The sequence below is a fragment of the Polaribacter sp. Hel1_85 genome (assembly GCF_000766795.1).
Lineage (GTDB): Bacteria > Bacteroidota > Bacteroidia > Flavobacteriales > Flavobacteriaceae > Polaribacter.
Genome location: NZ_JPDS01000001.1, coordinates 83,210 through 102,970, shown reverse-complemented (window position 1 = coordinate 102,970; position 19,761 = coordinate 83,210). Strand labels below are relative to the sequence as shown.

14 protein-coding genes are annotated in these 19,761 nt (G+C 28.2%); 5 read left to right on the top strand and 9 right to left on the bottom strand.

The window, feature by feature from the left end; genetic code table 11:
* Window positions 1–335 precede the first annotated feature (335 nt).
* From PHEL85_RS00505 to PHEL85_RS00495, 3 genes are read right to left on the bottom strand one after another with little or no spacing between them, the layout of a single operon-like run.
* Window positions 336–983: a lysoplasmalogenase gene (locus PHEL85_RS00505; protein WP_052108400.1), complete on the bottom strand. Its 648-nt coding sequence runs from the start codon at window positions 981–983 to the stop codon at window positions 336–338.
* A gap of 3 nt (window positions 984–986) precedes the next feature.
* Window positions 987–4,637, bottom strand: a complete 3,651-nt coding sequence (locus PHEL85_RS00500; RefSeq protein ID WP_036819676.1) for an ABC transporter permease/M1 family aminopeptidase — start codon at window positions 4,635–4,637, stop codon at window positions 987–989.
* A gap of 52 nt (window positions 4,638–4,689) precedes the next feature.
* Window positions 4,690–5,577, bottom strand: a complete 888-nt coding sequence (locus PHEL85_RS00495; RefSeq protein ID WP_036819674.1) for an ABC transporter ATP-binding protein — start codon at window positions 5,575–5,577, stop codon at window positions 4,690–4,692.
* A gap of 220 nt (window positions 5,578–5,797) precedes the next feature.
* On the opposite strand from PHEL85_RS00495, the gene PHEL85_RS00490 reads away from it, so the two are divergent.
* The 3 genes from PHEL85_RS00490 to PHEL85_RS00480 all read left to right on the top strand — a co-directional run bounded on the left by PHEL85_RS00490 (window position 5,798) and on the right by PHEL85_RS00480 (window position 8,740).
* Window positions 5,798–6,886: a M42 family metallopeptidase gene (locus PHEL85_RS00490; protein WP_036819672.1), complete on the top strand. Its 1,089-nt coding sequence runs from the start codon at window positions 5,798–5,800 to the stop codon at window positions 6,884–6,886.
* Between the two features lie 152 nt (window positions 6,887–7,038).
* Window positions 7,039–8,196, top strand: coding sequence for an aminotransferase class V-fold PLP-dependent enzyme (locus tag PHEL85_RS00485; protein ID WP_036819669.1), 1,158 nt, complete (start codon window positions 7,039–7,041; stop codon window positions 8,194–8,196).
* 1 nt (window position 8,197) lies between these two features.
* Window positions 8,198–8,740, top strand: coding sequence for an NUDIX hydrolase (locus tag PHEL85_RS00480; RefSeq protein ID WP_036819666.1), 543 nt, complete (start codon window positions 8,198–8,200; stop codon window positions 8,738–8,740).
* A 7-nt stretch (window positions 8,741–8,747) separates the two neighbouring features.
* Here PHEL85_RS00480 and PHEL85_RS00475 read toward each other — a convergent pair whose 3' ends face one another.
* The gene (locus tag PHEL85_RS00475; RefSeq protein ID WP_036819663.1) at window positions 8,748–9,509 is read right to left on the bottom strand and encodes a DUF6503 family protein; all 762 of its coding nucleotides are present in this window, start codon (window positions 9,507–9,509) and stop codon (window positions 8,748–8,750) included.
* Between the two features lie 166 nt (window positions 9,510–9,675).
* On the bottom strand, window positions 9,676–11,442 hold the full coding sequence (locus tag PHEL85_RS00470) for an ABC transporter ATP-binding protein (protein WP_036819660.1): 1,767 nt from the start codon (window positions 11,440–11,442) through the stop codon (window positions 9,676–9,678).
* Between the two features lie 207 nt (window positions 11,443–11,649).
* Here PHEL85_RS00470 and PHEL85_RS00465 point away from each other — a divergent pair, with 207 nt between their 5' ends.
* Entirely contained in the window at window positions 11,650–13,542 is a 1,893-nt protein-coding gene (locus tag PHEL85_RS00465; protein WP_036819656.1) for a DUF294 nucleotidyltransferase-like domain-containing protein, read from the top strand.
* 1 nt (window position 13,543) lies between these two features.
* The gene (locus PHEL85_RS00460) at window positions 13,544–14,209 is read left to right on the top strand and encodes a PolC-type DNA polymerase III (RefSeq protein ID WP_036819653.1); all 666 of its coding nucleotides are present in this window, start codon (window positions 13,544–13,546) and stop codon (window positions 14,207–14,209) included.
* Between the two features lie 53 nt (window positions 14,210–14,262).
* Here the strand turns inward: PHEL85_RS00460 and acs are convergent, their stop codons facing one another.
* From acs to PHEL85_RS00440, 4 genes are all read right to left on the bottom strand, one after another.
* A complete protein-coding gene (acs, locus tag PHEL85_RS00455) occupies window positions 14,263–16,170 on the bottom strand; it encodes an acetate--CoA ligase (protein WP_036819651.1) in 1,908 nt (635 codons plus the stop codon).
* Window positions 16,171–16,301: 131 nt separating this feature from the next.
* A complete protein-coding gene (locus PHEL85_RS00450; protein ID WP_036819649.1) occupies window positions 16,302–16,520 on the bottom strand; it encodes a hypothetical protein in 219 nt (72 codons plus the stop codon).
* 46 nt (window positions 16,521–16,566) lie between these two features.
* Window positions 16,567–16,932, bottom strand: coding sequence for a response regulator (locus PHEL85_RS00445; protein WP_036819646.1), 366 nt, complete (start codon window positions 16,930–16,932; stop codon window positions 16,567–16,569).
* Window positions 16,933–16,948: 16 nt separating this feature from the next.
* A complete protein-coding gene (locus tag PHEL85_RS00440; protein WP_036819643.1) occupies window positions 16,949–19,636 on the bottom strand; it encodes an ATP-binding protein in 2,688 nt (895 codons plus the stop codon).
* Between the last annotated feature and the right edge of the window lie 125 nt (window positions 19,637–19,761).

The following is a 19,761-nucleotide window of genomic DNA, read 5'->3' as shown; positions in this document are numbered from 1 at the left end:
CTTTCAAGTAAATTGATTAAAAATGATACTATAATTATCATTTTAACAAAAAAAAATAAACAATAAGTGTACATGTTGATTTTTATCACTTTTTTATTGCATAATATCCTTTTTATTTATATTATTGTAGGGTAATTGAAATTTAAGCATTTTAATTATTATTTTCCCCTAAATCAATACATATGAAATAATATTTTTTTGTTATCCCCCTAATTATTGGAGCCCCCTAAACTAACTGATAATTAACAAAAAAAGAAAAAACTATATCTATTTATTTAGAACAAAAAAAGCAGTTACAAAATGTAACTGCTTTTTTATTTATATAGAATTCTGTTTTAAGAATCTTTAACTATCATCGCTTTACAAATTAGATATTGCGCCACAATATAAGTAATCATTATACTTATACCATAAACCTCTCTTGCTTCATAAAACTTATTAACTGCTAATACGCTGTCTGATATTATAAAAATTATAGCACCTAAAAGCATCCATAAATTTTCGGTACTTTTTTCTTCTTTATAATTTATTAAGGCAAGTGTGCCAAAAGTAGAAATTACAATTCCATAAATTATAACCGGAATTAACATTTCGCCTAAATTATCTTTAATTAAGAAAACAATACTTCCAAAAGATATTATAAAGGGTAATGATGCTGTAATAATTTTAACAATACCTATTTTTTTTAAATAACCAGCAACAATTTTTATATATAAAAAATGAGCGATTAAAAAAGAAACTAAACCTAAAAGGAAATATTCTGATTTAAAAAGTAAAAATGTATCTCCCCAAAAAGAAAAAAACAACGCAGAAACATACCAAAAATCGGCTTTTTTAACTGAAGATAAATAAACAACCGCCAAAGAAATTGTTATAAATGGTTTTGTAAAGAATGCTAATGTTTCATTGTGTAAAAGCCCAAAAATATGAGAAACAACAATTACAAGAAATAAACCCGAAAATATTTTAGTCAGCTTTGTCATAAATTATAATTTTCTTCTGTTATCTTCAGATTGTGTATCAATCAACTTATTATAAGGATCTACCCCTACTTCAATCGGTTTTTCATCAACTATAATTGTAATTTTATTATTGATTTCAGTAATCTTATACTTCTTTAAATACAGTTCTTTCTCTTTCGTTTCTCCATCAATTTCTTCTTCAGTAAAAATACCAATATCAACATAATCTGCTAATGGAACAGATAAAATTGGTTTCTTCATTTTATCAGTTTTATAAGATAAAGTATCTCCTACTTTTTCACCATAATAACGTTTCCCTTTCTCATCATTTCTATATTTAGAAACTTCAAACTCTATTTCTACTTGGTATTTTCCATTTTCTAATTCTGTAGATTTTGCATCTAAAATTCTGTTTCTATACAAAGTTATGGTTTCAAACATATCTTTAATTACATATTGTAAAGAATCTGGTGTAGCTTCTTTTATATAATCAACCATTTCTATAGAAGTTGTATAAGGTGGTTCTTGAAACTTCACTTTTTCTACATACTTTTTTAAAGCTCCATTTAAATTATCTTCACCAATATAATCACTCAAAGCATAAAACACTAAAGATCCTTTTTGGTAACGAATATAGCCTTGTCCATCATTATACATCAATGCATTTTCACGTTTTCTTTCTAAGGTTCTTTGCAATAAATAATCATCTAAAGCTTTCTTTAAAAAAGTTCTCATTTTTGCTTTTCCATGTTGATGTTCTAACACTTTTAAGGATACATATTCAGACAAGCTTTCAGACAACATTGTTGCTCCTAAAACATCTGCTCCAATAACTTGATGCGCCCACCATTGATGTGCAACTTCATGCACCGTAATTGCAAACGGATAATCTACTCCATCTTCATTTTTATCATCTACATCTGCAATAAAACCAACTCCTTCCGAAAACGGAATTGTATTTGGAAAAGATTGTGCAAAGCTTCCTCCTGTTCTTGGAAACTCTATAATTCTTGCTTGTTTATGCTGATAAGGGCTAAAGTTTTTAGCATTATAATCTAAAGATGCTTTCATTCCTTTCATCATTCTGTCTAAATTAAATTCATGACCTTTATGATAATAAATTTCTAAACTGATGCCTTTCCACATTTCTTTTTTCACTTCATATCTCGCTGAGTTAAAAGCGTAAAAATTTAAGATTTTACTATCCATTTTATAATGGAAATATTTACGATCACCTTCTGTCCATTCTTTTTGCAAATAACCTGGAGCAATTGCAATTTGATCTTTAGATGTAGAAACTGTAGCTTCAAAATTGATCCAATCTGAATCTTTTGAAATATAAGTATCTCCTAAAGCTGTAGAATCTGATGGTTGAGGACGTAAATCATTTGCTGGTAAGTCGAATTTTTTACGCGTTTTGTTATCTGTTAATTCTGCTTGAGAGGAATATCCTAAAGAAGGAAACATTGAAAAATTATTGATAAATGTTCCGTTTTCTCTTACAGGAGATTTTCTTCTATACGTAGTATTTTTCTTACTTTTTACAGTAATTGCAAGCTGTAAAGTATCTCCAGGTAAAATTTTATTTTTAAAATGATACATATCAAAATGCTGAATGGTATCTTCTAAAACTAAAGAATTAGGCTTACTAAATTCAAAAGTACTTTCTAAATCATTATGGTTTAAAAACAACGTATCAATTGCTTTATCTGTTTTATTCACCATTGTATAAATAGCAGAAGCATCAAACATTCTTTCTTTCGGAAAAATATTTACATCTGTTTTTACAGAAACAATTCTTGGTTGTGCATAACCTTCGTATTTTTTATATGTTTTCTCCCAATTTACACTTTGCAATTCTGCCTCTTTAGATGAAGTTCTTTTCGATTTTGTACCTGTTTGCTGGTAAATAGAATATCCTAAACCTAAAAATGCTAATAAGAAAACAGAAAAACTGATGGCTGCAAAACCTTTAAAACGTGATTTAGCAATCGAAATTCTTTCTGCAAAAGAATTCGGAATTCCACGAACCCAAAATAAAAAAGAGCCAATTAATAAAACTAATCCGCATAAAATCCAATATAATTTATACCATAAATAAGGTTCTAAAATTCCATAACCATTCATATCAGAATAACTATATCTTGGACCTTGATTGTATTTAAAAATAGATTGCTCAATTCCTGCTAAAGACAAAAATGGCATTCCGATTGAAATGACCAACAATACAAATAAACCTAAATAAGGGTTGCCAATTAAGGTTTGAATAAAAATTGATAAAAAAGCCCAAACTAAAAAACTTAAAAAATCTAAGAAAAATAGTTCTGTTAAATAATGACCTATTTCAAAATTATAAAATCCATTATAAGCTTGAAAAAGCATTCCAGAAACCATAATTACAGCTAATAAAACCAATTGCATTTTTATCAATGCAATTACTTTAGAGAATAACAATGTCCAGTTAGGAATTGGAGTTGCATCAACCAAATGATTTACTTTGGCAATTTTTGCTCTATGTACCAACATACCAGCATATAAAAATGTACAAATATTTATTGATGCTGCAAAAACTCCACCTGTATTCAACATTTTCCACGTAACTGGCAAAGTTGCTGTTCCAAAAAGGTTTCCTATTTCTGATAAACCAACCACTATTAAAACCAAACCAACTAAAACAATTGATATAAATGCCCAACTTTTTACGATGTATTTAAAGTCGATATTCGATAATTTCCAAGTGGTTTTTAAGTTTTGTAAGAAAGAATAATTATAAGAAACTTTAGGTAAAACTATTTTTGTAATTCCGCTAAAATTGGTTTTTGTAACTCTTTCAGCTTTTGGTTTTTTAAATGAAAATGAAATGGCATTCTGACTGAATTTGAAGAATTTATATACAAACCCAAAGATTAAAGTAGCAATTACCAACCATAATAATCGATTGTAAACTATCATTTCTTTTATTGGAATTTGCAATTCGTTTTGCTCTGAAGGTGTCCAATATTTTGTGTAATAATTAGTTGCTGCAGAACCAAAAGGATCTATAATTGCAGCTAAAGTTCTATGCTCTGGCTCAGAAAGTAAACTTTCTAAAACTCCTTGTCCGAACATTAAAATAATAACGGTAATAAAACCTGCTGCTATATTTCTTGTAAACGCAACTACTGCAAAAACGATAGCACCAAACAATAATACGTTGGGTAAAATAAAAACGAAATACGTTTGTAAGTATGTTATTACATTAAATGGACCAACAATATCTGGATTTGTTCCAGGAAATCTAAAACCAATTATCATTCCCAATGCAATTGAAAATACAATTACAGAAACCACTACAATTGAACTAAAAAACTTTGCAAATAAATAATTTGCTTTTGTAAAAGGATAAGAATATAAAATGGTATGCATTTCACTTTTAAAATCTCTAAATACTGAAACTCCAACAATAGATGGAAATAAGAAGAAAATAAAAATGGTTAATGCGTTAAATAAACCAGAAACTCCTATTGGCGAGTTTACAATTCTAGAAGAACCAGTTGTGGCTGTTACAGAATCGAAAAAGCCTGCAGAAGCAGCAGATAAAAAGAATGCTAATAATAAGAAAATACCTATATAAATGTAAAATGCAGGTCTATTAAACCAATATTTTAATTCTTGTTTGAAAATAGTTGAAAACATTTCTTTGGATGTTTAGATAGTTAGATGAATAGATTTTTAGAATAAACTTTTATTAACTTAAAACTGGTTCATCTTGTTTTAAAGCAATAAAATAAACATCATCTAATTGCGGAGTTGCAGCCACAAAATCATCCGCAGGTTTTTCTATAGCATGCACTCTAATATTTAATGTATTATCTTGATTATAGTTTGAAGATAAAATATTGAAATCTCTTTCATTTTCTTCTAATTCTTCTCTTGTAATAATTTTTGTCCAAATTGTATTGCCAATTTCTTTAGTAGCTTCTTGTGGAGTTGTATGTTTTAAAATTCTTCCTCCATTTAAAATTGCCATTTCATTACACAATTCCTTAACGTCTTCTACAATATGAGTAGAAAAAATAACAGTTGTATTGGTACCAACTTCACGTAAAACATTTAAAAAACGATGTCTTTCTGCAGGATCTAAACCAGCTGTTGGTTCATCAACAATAATTAATTTTGGATTGTTTAAAAGTAATTGCGCAATACCAAAACGTTGTTTCATTCCTCCAGAATAACCAGCTACATATTTACGTCTTACATCATATAAATTGGTGATTTCTAAAACCTCTTTTACAATTGCTTTTCTTTCTGATTTGTTAGTAATTCCTTTTAAAGTTGCAAAATAATCCAATAAATCTTCTGCAGACATTTTTGGATACACACCAAAAGATTGTGGTAAATACCCCAACACTTTTCTTAAAGACATATTGTCTTCTAACACATTAATATCACCAAATTTAATTGAACCAGAATCAGGACTTTGTAATGTTGCAATTGTTCTCATTAAAGATGATTTCCCTGCTCCATTTGGACCTAATAAACCAAACATTCCTGTACCAATTTCGATACTTAAATTGTCAATAGCTTTTACTCCGTTTTTATAAGTCTTAGTTAAATTTTCAATTACTAACTTCATTTTCTTGGTTTTAGTGATTTTTACTCGAAAAAATGATTTCTCTTAACTTTTTAAGAGAAACCCATTAAAATTGTCATTCTCGTGAAAACGAGAATTTATGATTAGTGTAAAAGTAAGCACTTTTGTTACAATTTTTTGTGATTTTTTTAATGCAATCATAAAAAATCGCTTTATTTTTACATACATTAAAGAAAAATCAATTTTTATAAATATATAAATAATGGCAAAAAAATCAATATTAAATAAAAAATCGCTTACATTTTTAGAAAAATATTTAAATAATGCAGCTCCAACAGGTTATGAATGGGAAGGTCAAAAAATTTGGATGGATTATCTAAAACCTTATGTAGACACTTTTATTACTGACACTTATGGTTCTGCAGTTGGCGTTATAAATCCTGATGCAAAATACAAAGTTGTAATTGAAGGTCATGCTGATGAAATTTCTTGGTATGTAAATTATATTTCTGATAATGGTTTAATTTATGTAATTAGAAATGGTGGATCAGATCATCAAATTGCACCTAGTAAAATTGTAAATATTCATACTAAAAAAGGAATTGTAAAAGGAGTTTTTGGTTGGCCAGCAATTCATACAAGAAATAAAGCAAATGAGGAAGCTCCAAAACCAGAAAACATCTTTATTGATACAGGTTGTGCAACAAAAGAAGAAGTAGAAAAATTAGGAGTTCATGTTGGTTGTGTAATTACGTATCCAGATGAGTTTCATGTTTTAAATGGTGATAAGTTTGTTTGTAGAGCTTTAGATAATAGAATGGGTGGTTTTATGATTGCTGAAGTTGCACGTTTGCTAAAAGAAAATAAAAAAGAATTACCTTTTGGATTGTACGTTACGAATTCTGTACAAGAAGAAATAGGTTTACGTGGAGCAGAAATGATTACACAAACCATAAAACCAAACGTTGCTATTGTTACAGATGTTACTCATGATACAACTACACCAATGATTGAAAAGAAAAAAGAAGGTCATTTAGAAATGGGGAAAGGTCCAGTTGTTGCTTATGCACCTGCTGTACAACAAAAATTAAGAGATTTAATTACGGAAACAGCTGAGGCGAAGAAAATCCCTTTTCAACGTTCTGCACTTTCTAGAGCAACAGGTACAGATACTGATGCTTTTGCTTATAGCAATGGTGGAGTTGCTTCTGCATTAATTTCTCTTCCACTAAGATATATGCATACTACTGTAGAAATGGTGCATAGAGAAGATGTAGAAAATGTAATTAAAATGATTTATGAAACTTTATTAAATATTAAAGACGGAGAAACTTTTTCTTACTTTAAATAAATAAAAAATCTTTTATCAATTCGAGTGAATTTATGAAGAATGAATAAATTTGTATCGAGAACTTTTATACTAATTAGTTCTCGATACATTTTTTATTTACATTTTATTTCAATAAAAACCAATCAGACTAACAAACGTTAACACCATCTGAAATGAAAATCACCAACCAAAAACACCTTTTCAGTATTCCTGAAGAAATAACGTATTTAAATATAGCGAGTCAATCACCTTCTTTTAAAGCGGTTGAACAAGCAGGAATTGATGGTGTTTTAGAAAAAAGTCATCCCTATAAAATTACAGGTGACAGTTATTTTGAACCTGTAAAAGAAGTGAAAAAACTATTTGCGGAATTGATTAATGTAGACAATTATAATAGAATTGCAAATATTCCTTCTGCTTCATATGGATTGGCAACAGCAGCTAATAATATCACCTTAAAAAAAGGAGATGAAATTCTTTTAGTTGATGAACAGTTTCCTAGTAATTATTATGTGTGGGAAAAACTAGCCAAAAAATTTGATGCAAAAATTACAATTGTCTCAATGCCCTTAGAGAAACTGAATAGAGGTAAAAAATGGAATGAAGCAATATTAAATTCTATTTCTGATAAAACTGCAGTTGTAACTATAGGAAATATTCATTGGGCAAATGGAACTTTATTCGATTTAAAAGCAGTCAGTAAAAAAGCAAAACAAGAAAATGCTTTATTAATTATTGATGGAAGTCAATCTGTTGGAGCATTTCCTTTTTCGGTGAAAGAAATACAACCAGATGCATTAATTTGTGCAGGTTATAAATGGTTATTTGGACCTTATGGTTGTGGTTATGGTTATTTTGGTGAATATTTTGACAATGGAACCCCATTAGAAGAAAATTGGTCTAATCGTTTAAATAGCGAAAACATGAGCAATTTAACTTCATACGAATCTAAATACAAACCTTTAGCTAACAGGTATTCTACTGGTGAACACGCAAGTTTTATTTACATAAAAATGCAAATTGAAGCTTTAAAGCAAGTTTTAATTTGGACTCCAAATGCAATACAAGAATATTGTAAAGAAATTACTTCTGACGCAGTTAAAACCTTAAAACAGAATGGATGTTTTATTGAAGACGATAATTTTAGAACACATCATTTATTTGGAGTTGAATTACCTGAGAAATTAGATATTGAAAAACTAAAATTGAAACTAAATCAAGAAAGTATTTTTATTTCTTTTAGAGGAAATTACATTCGTCTTTCTTGTCATTTATACAATACAAAAGAAGGTTTCACTAAATTAACAAACTGTATTTTATCTTGTTTATAAAATGGACGAACTAATTGATATTTTAACTCCTGAAGGAAAACCAACTGGAAAAACGGCTTTAAAATCTGAAGCTCATAAAAATGGATGGTTTCATGCAACTGTTCATATTTGGTTGTTTACTTCGGATGAAAAAATTTTACTTCAAAAAAGAGCTTTATCAAAAAAAGTTTTTCCGGGTTTATGGGACATTTCTGTTGCAGGACACATTGGAGCTGGAGAAACAGTTTTATCATCTGCAAAAAGAGAAGTTTTTGAAGAAATTGGTTTACAATTAGAGGAAGAAGAACTTATTAAAATTGGCACTCGAATTCATCAAGTTTCTCATAAAAACGGAATTCAAGACAATGAACATCATCATGTTTTTATTGCAGAATTAAAAACTCCTTTATCAGAATTAACAATTCAAAAAGAAGAAGTAGACGATATTAAGTTATTTGATTTATCAATATTAAAAAACACAAAAAACCTCGAAAACGTTTTGCTCTCGAGGTTTCATGAATATTATGTTTCTGTTTATGATAAAATTATTGAACATTTATCATAAGATTTTTTTACTTTTTGGGTTTCATAAAAAATGAATCTGCTAATTTACCTTGACTTATTAATGGCAATGTAAATTCCACAATTTTAGAAGTTGGACTTAGTTTTTTATTTTCATCTTTTTTATACCAAGTAATCTCTTTTGGAAGCATTATTCCATTAACATTTTCCCATTTATTATATCTTATCATTTTATATTTATCACTAGTTTTTTTAGACCTAAATGTAACAGTGTATCCTAACCATTCCATTTGATATGTTTTTGGGTTGTAATAAATAATATAATTATCATCTGGTGAAGTTCCTTTGTCTGAAGCATAAGAAATTTTATATCCAGAATAATTGGTTCCTTCAAAACTTAAATCAGCTACTTTTTCATATGTAATACCATCATCTGCTAACACAAAAGGCATTGCATAAAAATAGAAATACAGATTGTAATAAAAAGCAGGATTTCCCTTATAAGTTCCTTTTTCATCTTCATCTAACCAAATTTCTTTTCCATCAAACCCTAGAGAATATTTTGGAGTATTAATTACAATTTTTCGTGAGTGTAAATCAGAAGTATGTACTTCTTCTCCTTTATTAAAAGATAAAACCTGAGCATTTCTCCATGCTTTTATTCCTCCATGTTTTTCAAAAACTTTTCCTAATTCGTCTGGAAAATTTTCTTTTGTAGATTCTACAATTATCTCTTTTTTAACATCTTTTTTAGCTTCATTTTTACATGATACAGCTACAATAACAATTAATAGCAATAATACTTTTTTCATAAGTTAGTTTATAGTTTAGATAACAGTTTTTAAGTCGTTTTATTTTAAAATACTTTCAAAAATAGAAAAATTAAAATTTTATTATTGTCATTTTGTGAGAAATGTAATGAATTCGAAAATCTTTAAACTTTCGAGATTTCTACACAAGGTCGAAATGACAAACAAATTAAATTTTTGATTGATACGTATACAAATCATAATATCTTCCTTGTTTAGCAATCAATTCATCATGAGTTCCTCTTTCTGCAATACTACCAGCTTCAACCACTAAAATTTGATCTGCTTGCTTAATAGTACTTAACCTGTGAGCTATTACAATTGTAGTTCTATCTTTTACTAATTCTGATAAACTTTTCTGAATTAAAGACTCACTTTCTGTATCTAAACTAGAAGTGGCTTCATCTAAAATAATGATTTTTGGATTTGCTAAAATGGCTCTTGCAATTGCTAATCTTTGTCTTTGACCTCCAGATAACTTCACTCCTCTTTCACCAATTAAAGTATCTAAACCATCATCAAAACGATCTGTAAATTCATTTACATATGCAGCTTTTACGGCATTTTGTAATTCTGCTTCTGATGCATTTGGTCTTGGAAATAATATGTTTTCTCTAATAGTTCCTTCAAACAAAAATTCATCTTGTAATACGACTCCTAAATGTTTACGATAACTTGATAATTTTACTTTTGACATGTCTTGATTATCAATCGTAATTTTACCAGATTTAGGGTTTAAAAACGTTGCTGACAAACCTGCAATTGTAGATTTTCCGGAACCAGAACTTCCTACCAAAGCAGTTACAGAACCAGAAAGAACTTTAAAATTAATATTATTCAACACTTCTTTTCCTTCTTCATAGGCAAAAGAAACATCATCAAAAATAATTTCTCCTTTTACTTCTTCTAAAACTATATTTCTATCCTCATTATCTTCTTCTGCAGGCATATTCATCAATTCTTCTGTTCTATCTAAACCTGCTAATGCTTCTGTTAATTGACTTCCTATATTACTCATTTGTACAATTGGTGCAATCATAAAACCAAGAATCAACGTAAAAAATAAAAATTCTCCAGTTGTCATTTCTCCTTGCATCATATAATAACCACCAATTCCCATAATTCCTGTGGTTGCAACTCCAATTAAAAATGTTGATGAACTAGTCATAATTGCAGTAGCAGTTAGACTCTTTTTTACATTTTGAAAAAGTTTCTCTACTCCTTTTTCAAAAACTTGGTTTTCTTGCTCTTCTGCATTAAATGCTTTTATTACTCTAACTCCTGCTAAAGTTTCTGTTAATCTACCTTTTACTTCTGCATTTATTTTACCTCTTGTTCTAAAAATTGGACGAATAAATTTAAATGCTTTTAAAGCTACAATCCCAAAAATAGAAATTGGTAGAAAGACAAATAATGTCATCCAGGGATTTAAATTGATCAAAATAATTAAAGATATTACTGCTGTAATTGTTCCTCCAACTAATTGAACCAATCCTGTTCCAATTAAGTTTCTCACACCTTCAACATCACTCATAATTCTAGAAACTAAAGCGCCTGATTTTGTATTATCAAAGAAACTAATTGGTAAAGACAATACTTTTTTTTGTACTTGTGCTCTTAATTCTGATATTAAATATTGTGCCTGTACACTTAAAATTCTAGTCAATAAAAAAGAAGTAATTGCTTGTAAAACAATAGCTACAATTACAATTCCTATTAATGAATATAATTTATCGAAATCTTTATTAGGAACCACATCATCTAATAACACTTTACTTTGCCATGGCAATATTAAACCTGATAAGCTTCTTATAACAATTAAAATCAACCCAATAAACACCAAGTTTCTCCTTGGCCAAATAATAGTTTTAAAAGCTTTACCAATTGAAACTTTTGGTTTCTTTTTATCTTTTGATGATTCTTTAAGATGCTGCATTTGTAAATTTAATTAAGAATATACGTTTCTACTTCTTGTCAATTTATATGCCAACTAAAACAACATGACATAATAACTTCAAATATACATTTCTGAAAGCTCTTAACTAAGAAATATATTATTTTTAGAATATTTAACTATATCTATTTAGCACAATTATTACTTTAACTCATAATAGTGTACTACTTTTTTCATAATTTAGTAAACATGAACACCATAGCAGAACGTATTTATGATTTTCTAAAGAACTTCCCTCCTTTTAGTATGTTGTCTAAAGAACAATTATTGTCTATTTGCAAATCAATACATGTGCATTATTTAGAAAAAGATAACGATTTATTTATCACAGGAAACTCCATTAAAAATGAATTTTATGTTGTAAAAGATGGCGCGATTGGTTTGTTTGAAGAAAAAACAAATTCTTTAGTTGATAAATGCGATGAAGGTGACATTTTTGGATTACGTGCTTTAATGAGAAAAGATAATTATAAATTATCTGCAACAGCAATTGAAGAAAGCATTGTGTATAGCATTTCATCAGAATTATTTGAAGAATATATTACTACAAACTCAGAAGCAAGTAATTATTTATTATCCAGTTTTGTTTCTAACACAAGATATATTGAATCTGACACATCAAAAGTTGAAAAAGAAAATGAAAAAATACTCGATTTTTTTGAAGAACAATCTGCAGATTATTCTAAAAACCCTATTCATTGCTCTGAAGAAACCAGCATTAAAGCAGCTGCTTTAATAATGACAAATAAACGAGTAGGTTCAATTATTATTACTGAACACAAAAAGCCTATTGGAATAATTACTGACAAAGATTTACGTACAAAAATTGCAACTGGTTTAATTTCTATCGAAAAACCGGTTTCTGCAATAATGTCTTTTCCAGTAATAACATATCCAGAAAATATAACAGTTGCAGAAGCTCAAATTGCAATGATGAAGCATAAAATAACACATTTATGCATTACAAAAGACGGAACTCCAAATACTGAGTTAACGGGTCTATTATCAGAACATGATATTATTGTAATTCGTGACAACAATGCATCCATTTTAGTAAAAGAAATAAAACGAACAACTTCATTTATAGAATTACAAAACATTAGACAACGTGCTGAAAAAATATTAAAACGCTATTTAAATCAACAAATACCAATTATATTTATTACTAAAATACTATCAAGTATTAATGATAGTATTACCAACCATATTATTGAATTATCCTTAAAGGAAATGCCAACTTTACCACCAACTTCTTTTAGTTGGCTAGCAATTGGTAGTCAAGGTAGAGAAGAGCAATTATTATTGACAGACCAGGATAATGCTTTGGTTTTTGAGAATGTTTCTAAAGAAGATTATAAAAATACGCAACAGTATTTTTTAAACTTATCAGAAAAAATAAATAAAGGTTTAGAAATTGTTGGTTTTGAATTATGTCCTGCAGACATGATGGCTAGCAATCCTAAATGGTGTTTATCTATAAGTGAATGGAAAAAGCAATTCAAATCTTGGATTAAAACACCAGATCAAGATAATTTAATGTTATGTACAATTTTCTTTGATTTTGAATTTGTTTATGGTGATAAAAAACTAGTAAAAAAGTTATCTAAAAGTATTTTTAAAGCAATTGATGCTCATGAAATATTTTTAAATTTCTTAGGTATAAATGCTTTAAAAAACCCTCCCCCATTAAGTTTCTTTAGACAATTTTTAGTAGAAAGAGATGGAGAGCATAAAGATCAATTTGATATTAAAGCAAGAGCAATGATGCCTTTGGTTGATGCTGCTCGTTTATTAATTCTATCAAAAGGTATCGACATTCCTAAAAACACAATAACTCGTTATGAAAAACTTGCAGAATTAGAACCACAAAATGGTGATATTTATATTGCATGTATTAAGGCTTTTAAGAATTTATTGCGTTATAGAACTGAACAAGGAATTATGCATAAAGATTCTGGAAGATTTATTGATTTAAATACTTTAAACAAGGCCAATCGTCTAGAATTAAAAAGTTGTTTTAAAGCTGTAAAAGAAGTACAAGATTTGATACAAACTAGATTTAAACTTTCTCATTTTTTATAATATGAATTGGTTTAAAAAGAAAAAACATCCTCCTTTTTGGAAATTATATATTGAATGTTTCAAAGAAAAACAAAACACAGATTTAAACCAAATTCGCTTTGTAGTTTTTGATACTGAAACGACAGGTTTAGATACAAAAAAAGACAGAATTTTATCAATTGGAACCATTGCAGTAATTGGCAATATTATAAAAGTTGAAGACAGTTTTGAATGTTATTTGAATCAAGAATTATTTAATCCTGAAACAGTTAAAATCCATGGTTTATTAAAAGAGAAATCATCAAGTAAAATAGAAGAAAAAGAAGCAATCATTCAATTTTTAGCACATATTAAAAATGCTGTTTTAGTAGCACATCATGCAAATTTTGATGTTGCAATGATTAATCAATCTTTAAAAAGATTAAACTTACCAAAACTAAAAAACAAAGTAATAGATACAGGTTATTTATTTAAAAAAACAAAATTAGATACAAGTAAAAATCACTTTAGTTTAGATTATTTATTAGAAAGATTTAAAATACCTCAACATGATAGACATACAGCTTCTGGAGATGCATACATTACTGGAATATTACTTTTAAAATTATTAAATATTCTAAGAAAACAAAATTCTGATTTAACTTTAAATCAACTTATACAAAACAACAATAGAAGAGGATTATTATAAAAAAAAGCGCCTTTAAAAAAGACGCTTTTAGATTCATATATATTTTAAATAAATTACAATCTGTTATCAATAATACTTTGTACAACTTCTGGATTTAAAAGTGTACTTGTATCACCTAAATTATCCATTTCATTACAAGCAATTTTACGTAAAATACGTCTCATAATTTTTCCAGAGCGTGTTTTTGGTAATCCATCAGAGAAATGAATTTTATCTAATTTTGCAATCGGACCAATATGCTCTGTAATAATTTGGTTGATTTCTTTTCTTAAATTATCATGATTTCTTCCTTCTCCTGTATCTTTTAAAATTACATAACCATATAATGCACTTCCTTTAATATCATGTGGAAAACCAACAATTGCAGATTCTGCAACTGCAGGATGTTCGTTAATGGCATCTTCAATTGGTGCAGTTCCTAAATTATGCCCAGAAACAATAATTACATCATCTACTCTACCTGTAATTCTATAATAACCAACTTCATCTCTTAAAGCTCCATCACCAGTAAAATACATATTATCGTAAGCAGAAAAATAGGTTTCTTTATAACGCTCATGATTTCCCCAAATAGTTCTTGCCATACTTGGCCAAGGGAATTTTATACACAATCTTCCATCAACTTGATTTGCTTTTACTTCTTGACCGTTTTCATCTATTAATGCTGGTTGAATTCCTATAAATGGTAAAGTTGCATACGTTGGTTTTGTTGCTGTAACATAAGGAATTGGTGTAATCATCATTCCTCCTGTTTCTGTTTGCCACCAAGTATCAATAATCGGACTTTTCTTTTTACCAACATTGTCATTATACCAATGCCAAGCTTCTTCATTAATTGGTTCTCCTACAGAACCTAAAACTTTTAATGACGTTAAATCGTATTTATCAACCAATTCTGTTCCGTGTTTTGCTAAAGCTCTAATTGCTGTTGGTGCTGTGTAAAATTGATTTACTTTATGCTTTTCTACAATTTCCCAAAAGCGTCCAAAATCTGGATAACTTGGTACACCTTCAAACATAACTGTGGTTGCTCCATTTGCTAACGGACCATAAACAATATAAGAATGTCCAGTAATCCAACCGATATCTGCAGTACACCAATACACATCATTTTCTCTATATTGAAAAGCATTTTTAAAAGTATATGCTGTATAAACCATATACCCCGCAGTTGTATGCACCATTCCTTTTGGCTTACCTGTAGAACCAGAAGTATATAAAATAAATAAAGGATCTTCTGCATCCATAATTTCTGCAACACATTCTTTAGAAGCTTTATCTAATAACGGTTGTAACCATTTATCACGACCATCTTTCATTGCAATATCTGAATTGATTCTTTTTGCAACTAAAACAGTTTCTACACCAGGACAAGATTCTAAAGCTTCATCTACAATTCCTTTTAAATCTATCGTCTTTTTTCCACGGTAAGAACCATCTGAAGTAATCACCATTTTACAATCTGAATCATTAATTCTTGTTGCTAATGCAGTTGATGAAAATCCTGCAAAAACTACAGAATGAATAGCTCCAATTCTTGCACAAGCCAATGTTGAAATTGCCAATTCTGGAATCATAGGAACATAAATACAAACTCTATCTCCTTTTTTAACTCCGTTTTCTTTTAAAACATTTGCAAACTGATTTACTCTTTCATGCAATTGATTATAAGTAATATGTTCTGCAGGATCTTTTGGATCATTAGGCTCAAATAAAATGGCGGTTTTATCTCCTTTTGTTGTTAAATGTCTATCTATACAATTCTCTGTAATATTCAGTTGAGCGCCTTGAAACCATTTTACTTCTGGTTTCGAAAAATCCCATTCTAAAACTTTATCCCATTTTTTTCTCCATAAAAAATGTTCTTCTGCAATTTCTTCCCAAAAATTTTCTGGTTCTCTTACTGATTTTCTATAAACTTTATAATACTCTTCTATATGTTTTATATGATAATTACTCATAACTTTATGTTTTTTTGATTATTCTTTTGATGTATACTTTTCTTATAATTCTCATATTTTCTATGGAATATGGTATTGATAAACATCAACAATATTTCTAAATATATTTGATATAATATTGCTTTCCATGGCTATGTTTTTTTAACATTAAACAAACCAAACCAATTAGGGTTTAAAACTTTTACTTTTATTAATGCCCAAAGAAAAAGCACAAAAAGAAGTCCTATCAATAAAGAAAATGCAGGACCAATAGGTAAATCATTCTGGATTTTTAATCGAAAATATAGGGTACTAACAATATAGATACTTATAAAAATATCTGAAATTAAAGGGTTTATTTGAAATTTCATTTTTTAAAACTTTAATTAAACAAGGTTTGTTTGCACACAAAACTATTTAATCAATTAGTTCAAATATTTCTGAAACTATTTTTTTAATAGAAAATGGTTTTATTAAGTATTTATCTGCACCTAATGCCAACCCTTTTTCTATATCTTTTGTTTTATTTTTTGCTGTTAAAAAAGCAACTTTAATATGCTTTAAGCCTTCATTACTTTTTATGTGTTTTAATGTTTGATATCCATCTACATTAGGCATCATAACATCTAACAAAATAACATCTGGTTTTTGATGTTCTAAAATTTGTAAAGCTTCACTTCCATCTCTTGCAATTAACACCTCTAAACCTTTTTTTTTAAAGGTATATTCTAAGGTCATTACAATGTTTGGCTCATCATCAACAATTAAAATTTTTCTCTTCATACTTTAAGTGTACAATTTAGTTAAAAGGTAGTTTAAAACCAAAAATTGTGCCCTTTTTATTTGTTTTTTCTATCCAAATTTCACCTTGATGCATTTCTACAATTTGTTTACTTATTGCTAAGCCCAAACCACTTCCTTGAGGTTTAATTGTATTCTGATTTATAGATTGATAAAACTTATCGAAAATAAAGCTCTGGTCTTCTTTTGGAATACCAATTCCATTGTCTTCAATAAAGACAAAAACATGACCATCTATCTTCTCATAATCAACACTTAAAACTCCATTTTCTGATGGACAAAATTTAATTGCATTAGATAGCAAATTAGTTAACACCTGTAAAACACGGTCTTCATCATAGCTAAATTCAATACTTTCATTAACAGAAACTACTAACTTAATAGCTTTCTTATTCGCTATTTGGCTAACACCGTTTATTGCTTTATCTATAGTTAATTTGATAGAATTCTTACTTAAATCTAAGTGATCTCTACCTGTTGATAATTTTTCGAAATCTAAAATATTATGAATTAATCTCGACAATCTATCTGAATCTTGTAAAATATTCTTTAAAAATTGAGTCTTTATTTCAGCATCCATTTCTTCATCATCTAAAATTAACTCTGTAGCTGCACGTATACCTGTAATAGGAGTCTTTAACTCGTGTGCAACTGTATCTAAAAACTCATCTTTTTGATGATCTTTATCTATTAGGTTTTTATTTGCTTCTTTTAATTGACTTGTTAAAGTTGATAATTCATCAGATTTTTCTTTTAATAATTTATTACTAGCATTTGCTTCTTTAGATTCTTCTAAAATCTTTAACACCTCAACCAAACTTATTTCTTCTTCTTTAACCACATTATCAATCAAAATTTTTGCAGATGCACTTCCTATACTTCCTGTTAAAAGTTTTTCAGAAAAATTAATTAATCTAGCATCTGCTAATTGTGTGTCTTGTGGTAATTTATATTTGGTAAAGAAAATACTTAACGCTCTTTGCGATCTTTTTTCACCAAGAAACTTATCTAAAATATTTTTAATATCAGCTACATAAGCTTCACCTTTCCAAACCAAAGCACCATCTTGTAATGTTGTGTAATTCTTACTATCTACATACATTTCTGCATAATTACGTTCCCTGTAATTACCCTTAAAAAGCAAAGAAAACGCTAAATAAAAAAGAGAATTAAAAATTAAACTCCAGAAAAAAGCATGTGCTGGAGGACTTAAAAAATCGATACCAAACAATGCATGAGGTCTTGTAAACTCTAGGTTGAAGATTCCGTTTTCTGTAAAAGTTGAAGAGCCCGTAAAAGCTTCAATTGTAAATGGTAAAATTAAAGTATAACCTGTAATTAAGAAACCAATAATTATACCTGTTATTGCTGCTTTTGATGAACCTCTGTTCCAATACAAACCAATAAAAAATGAAGGAGCTAATTGTGCAATAATTACAAATGATATTAAACCAATTGAGTATAGAGACAATTCAATTGAAAAATTGATGTAAAAAAGATATGCAAAAATGATAATTAGAAAAATTGAAATTCTTCTAATTTTAAGAATATACTTCGCATTCTTTTCTGGGTGATTTTTTATAAACTTTGATAAAAATCCATAAGGAATAATTAAGTTATTACTAATCATTGTAGAAAGTGCAAGTGTAGAAACTACTACCATAGAAATTACTGCAGAAAATCCTCCTAAAAAAACTAATAGTGCTAAAAAAACATTACCATTTTGCAAAGGAAGTAATAACGTATAATATTCTGCATTTACAGAATTTCCAAATGTAATTTTTCCTGCCCAAGCAATATAAATCACAAATAAATTAAACAATAAAAGATACAATGGAAATAACCAAATTGCTTTTTTCAAATGCTTTTCTCTATTATTTTCTATAACAGAAACCTGAAACTGCCTTGGCAATAAGAATATTGCAATAAAAGATAGCATTATCATAAACATCCAATTAAGTCCACTTTCAAAACCACTTAAAGTAGTTAATTCACTAAACCCTTCTGTAATTGATATTTTATTGTAAATATCTTGCGTTCCATCAAACAGAAAATAAGTTACAAAAACACCAATTATTAAGAAAAAAACTAATTTTAAAACTGATTCAAATGCTACTGATGTAACAATACCTATATGTTTTTCTGATGCATCTGTTTTCTGAGTTCCAAAAAAAGTAGCAAATATTGCCAAAAGAACAGCAATATAAAATGTAGAATCATCTAAAATTGAAGTAGAAACATAACTGTTCTCATCAGACATAATTGAAAAAGTTTCAGAAACTGCTTTCAATTGTAAAGCTATGTAAGGTACAATTCCTAAAACACAAATTACAGTAACTAAAGCTCCTAAAAACCTATTATTACCATATCTAAGTGATATAAAATCTGCAATTGAAGATATTTTTTGTTGTTTAGAAATTTTAATAATTTTTCTTAAAACAACAATCCATAAAGGTGATGCAATTACTGGACCTAAATAAATTGGTAAAAAACTAATTCCTGAATTTGCTGCAATACCAACACTACCATAATAAGTCCATGCAGAACAATAAACTGCTAAAGACAGTGTATAAACATAAGGATTATTTACCCATCTACTTTTTGATTTCTTTTCTGCTAAATAAGCAATAAAGAATAGAATTCCTAAGTAAGAAATTATGATAAAAACCAATAAATAATTACTCATAATGCCTTTTTAAAACAGTGTAAGAAATTATAATTGAAATAAGCCAAATTAAAAATATTGAAAAATACAATGTTGGAATTCCAAAAACTACACCATTTACATTAAAAATAAAAATCAACGGAATG

What these genes read in the sequence shown, in the direction of transcription:
- PHEL85_RS00505 (WP_052108400.1), bottom strand. Translation starts at nt 983, where the DNA reads ATGACAAAGCTGACTAAAATATTTTCGGGTTTATTTCTTGTAATTGTT.
- PHEL85_RS00500 (WP_036819676.1), bottom strand. Translation starts at nt 4,637, where the DNA reads ATGTTTTCAACTATTTTCAAACAAGAATTAAAATATTGGTTTAATAGA.
- PHEL85_RS00495 (WP_036819674.1), bottom strand. Translation starts at nt 5,577, where the DNA reads ATGAAGTTAGTAATTGAAAATTTAACTAAGACTTATAAAAACGGAGTA.
- PHEL85_RS00490 (WP_036819672.1), top strand. Translation starts at nt 5,798, where the DNA reads ATGGCAAAAAAATCAATATTAAATAAAAAATCGCTTACATTTTTAGAA.
- PHEL85_RS00485 (WP_036819669.1), top strand. Translation starts at nt 7,039, where the DNA reads ATGAAAATCACCAACCAAAAACACCTTTTCAGTATTCCTGAAGAAATA.
- PHEL85_RS00480 (WP_036819666.1), top strand. Translation starts at nt 8,198, where the DNA reads ATGGACGAACTAATTGATATTTTAACTCCTGAAGGAAAACCAACTGGA.
- PHEL85_RS00475 (WP_036819663.1), bottom strand. Translation starts at nt 9,509, where the DNA reads ATGAAAAAAGTATTATTGCTATTAATTGTTATTGTAGCTGTATCATGT.
- PHEL85_RS00470 (WP_036819660.1), bottom strand. Translation starts at nt 11,442, where the DNA reads ATGCAGCATCTTAAAGAATCATCAAAAGATAAAAAGAAACCAAAAGTT.
- PHEL85_RS00465 (WP_036819656.1), top strand. Translation starts at nt 11,650, where the DNA reads ATGAACACCATAGCAGAACGTATTTATGATTTTCTAAAGAACTTCCCT.
- PHEL85_RS00460 (WP_036819653.1), top strand. Translation starts at nt 13,544, where the DNA reads ATGAATTGGTTTAAAAAGAAAAAACATCCTCCTTTTTGGAAATTATAT.
- acs (WP_036819651.1), bottom strand. Translation starts at nt 16,170, where the DNA reads ATGAGTAATTATCATATAAAACATATAGAAGAGTATTATAAAGTTTAT.
- PHEL85_RS00450 (WP_036819649.1), bottom strand. Translation starts at nt 16,520, where the DNA reads ATGAAATTTCAAATAAACCCTTTAATTTCAGATATTTTTATAAGTATC.
- PHEL85_RS00445 (WP_036819646.1), bottom strand. Translation starts at nt 16,932, where the DNA reads ATGAAGAGAAAAATTTTAATTGTTGATGATGAGCCAAACATTGTAATG.
- PHEL85_RS00440 (WP_036819643.1), bottom strand. Translation starts at nt 19,636, where the DNA reads ATGAGTAATTATTTATTGGTTTTTATCATAATTTCTTACTTAGGAATT.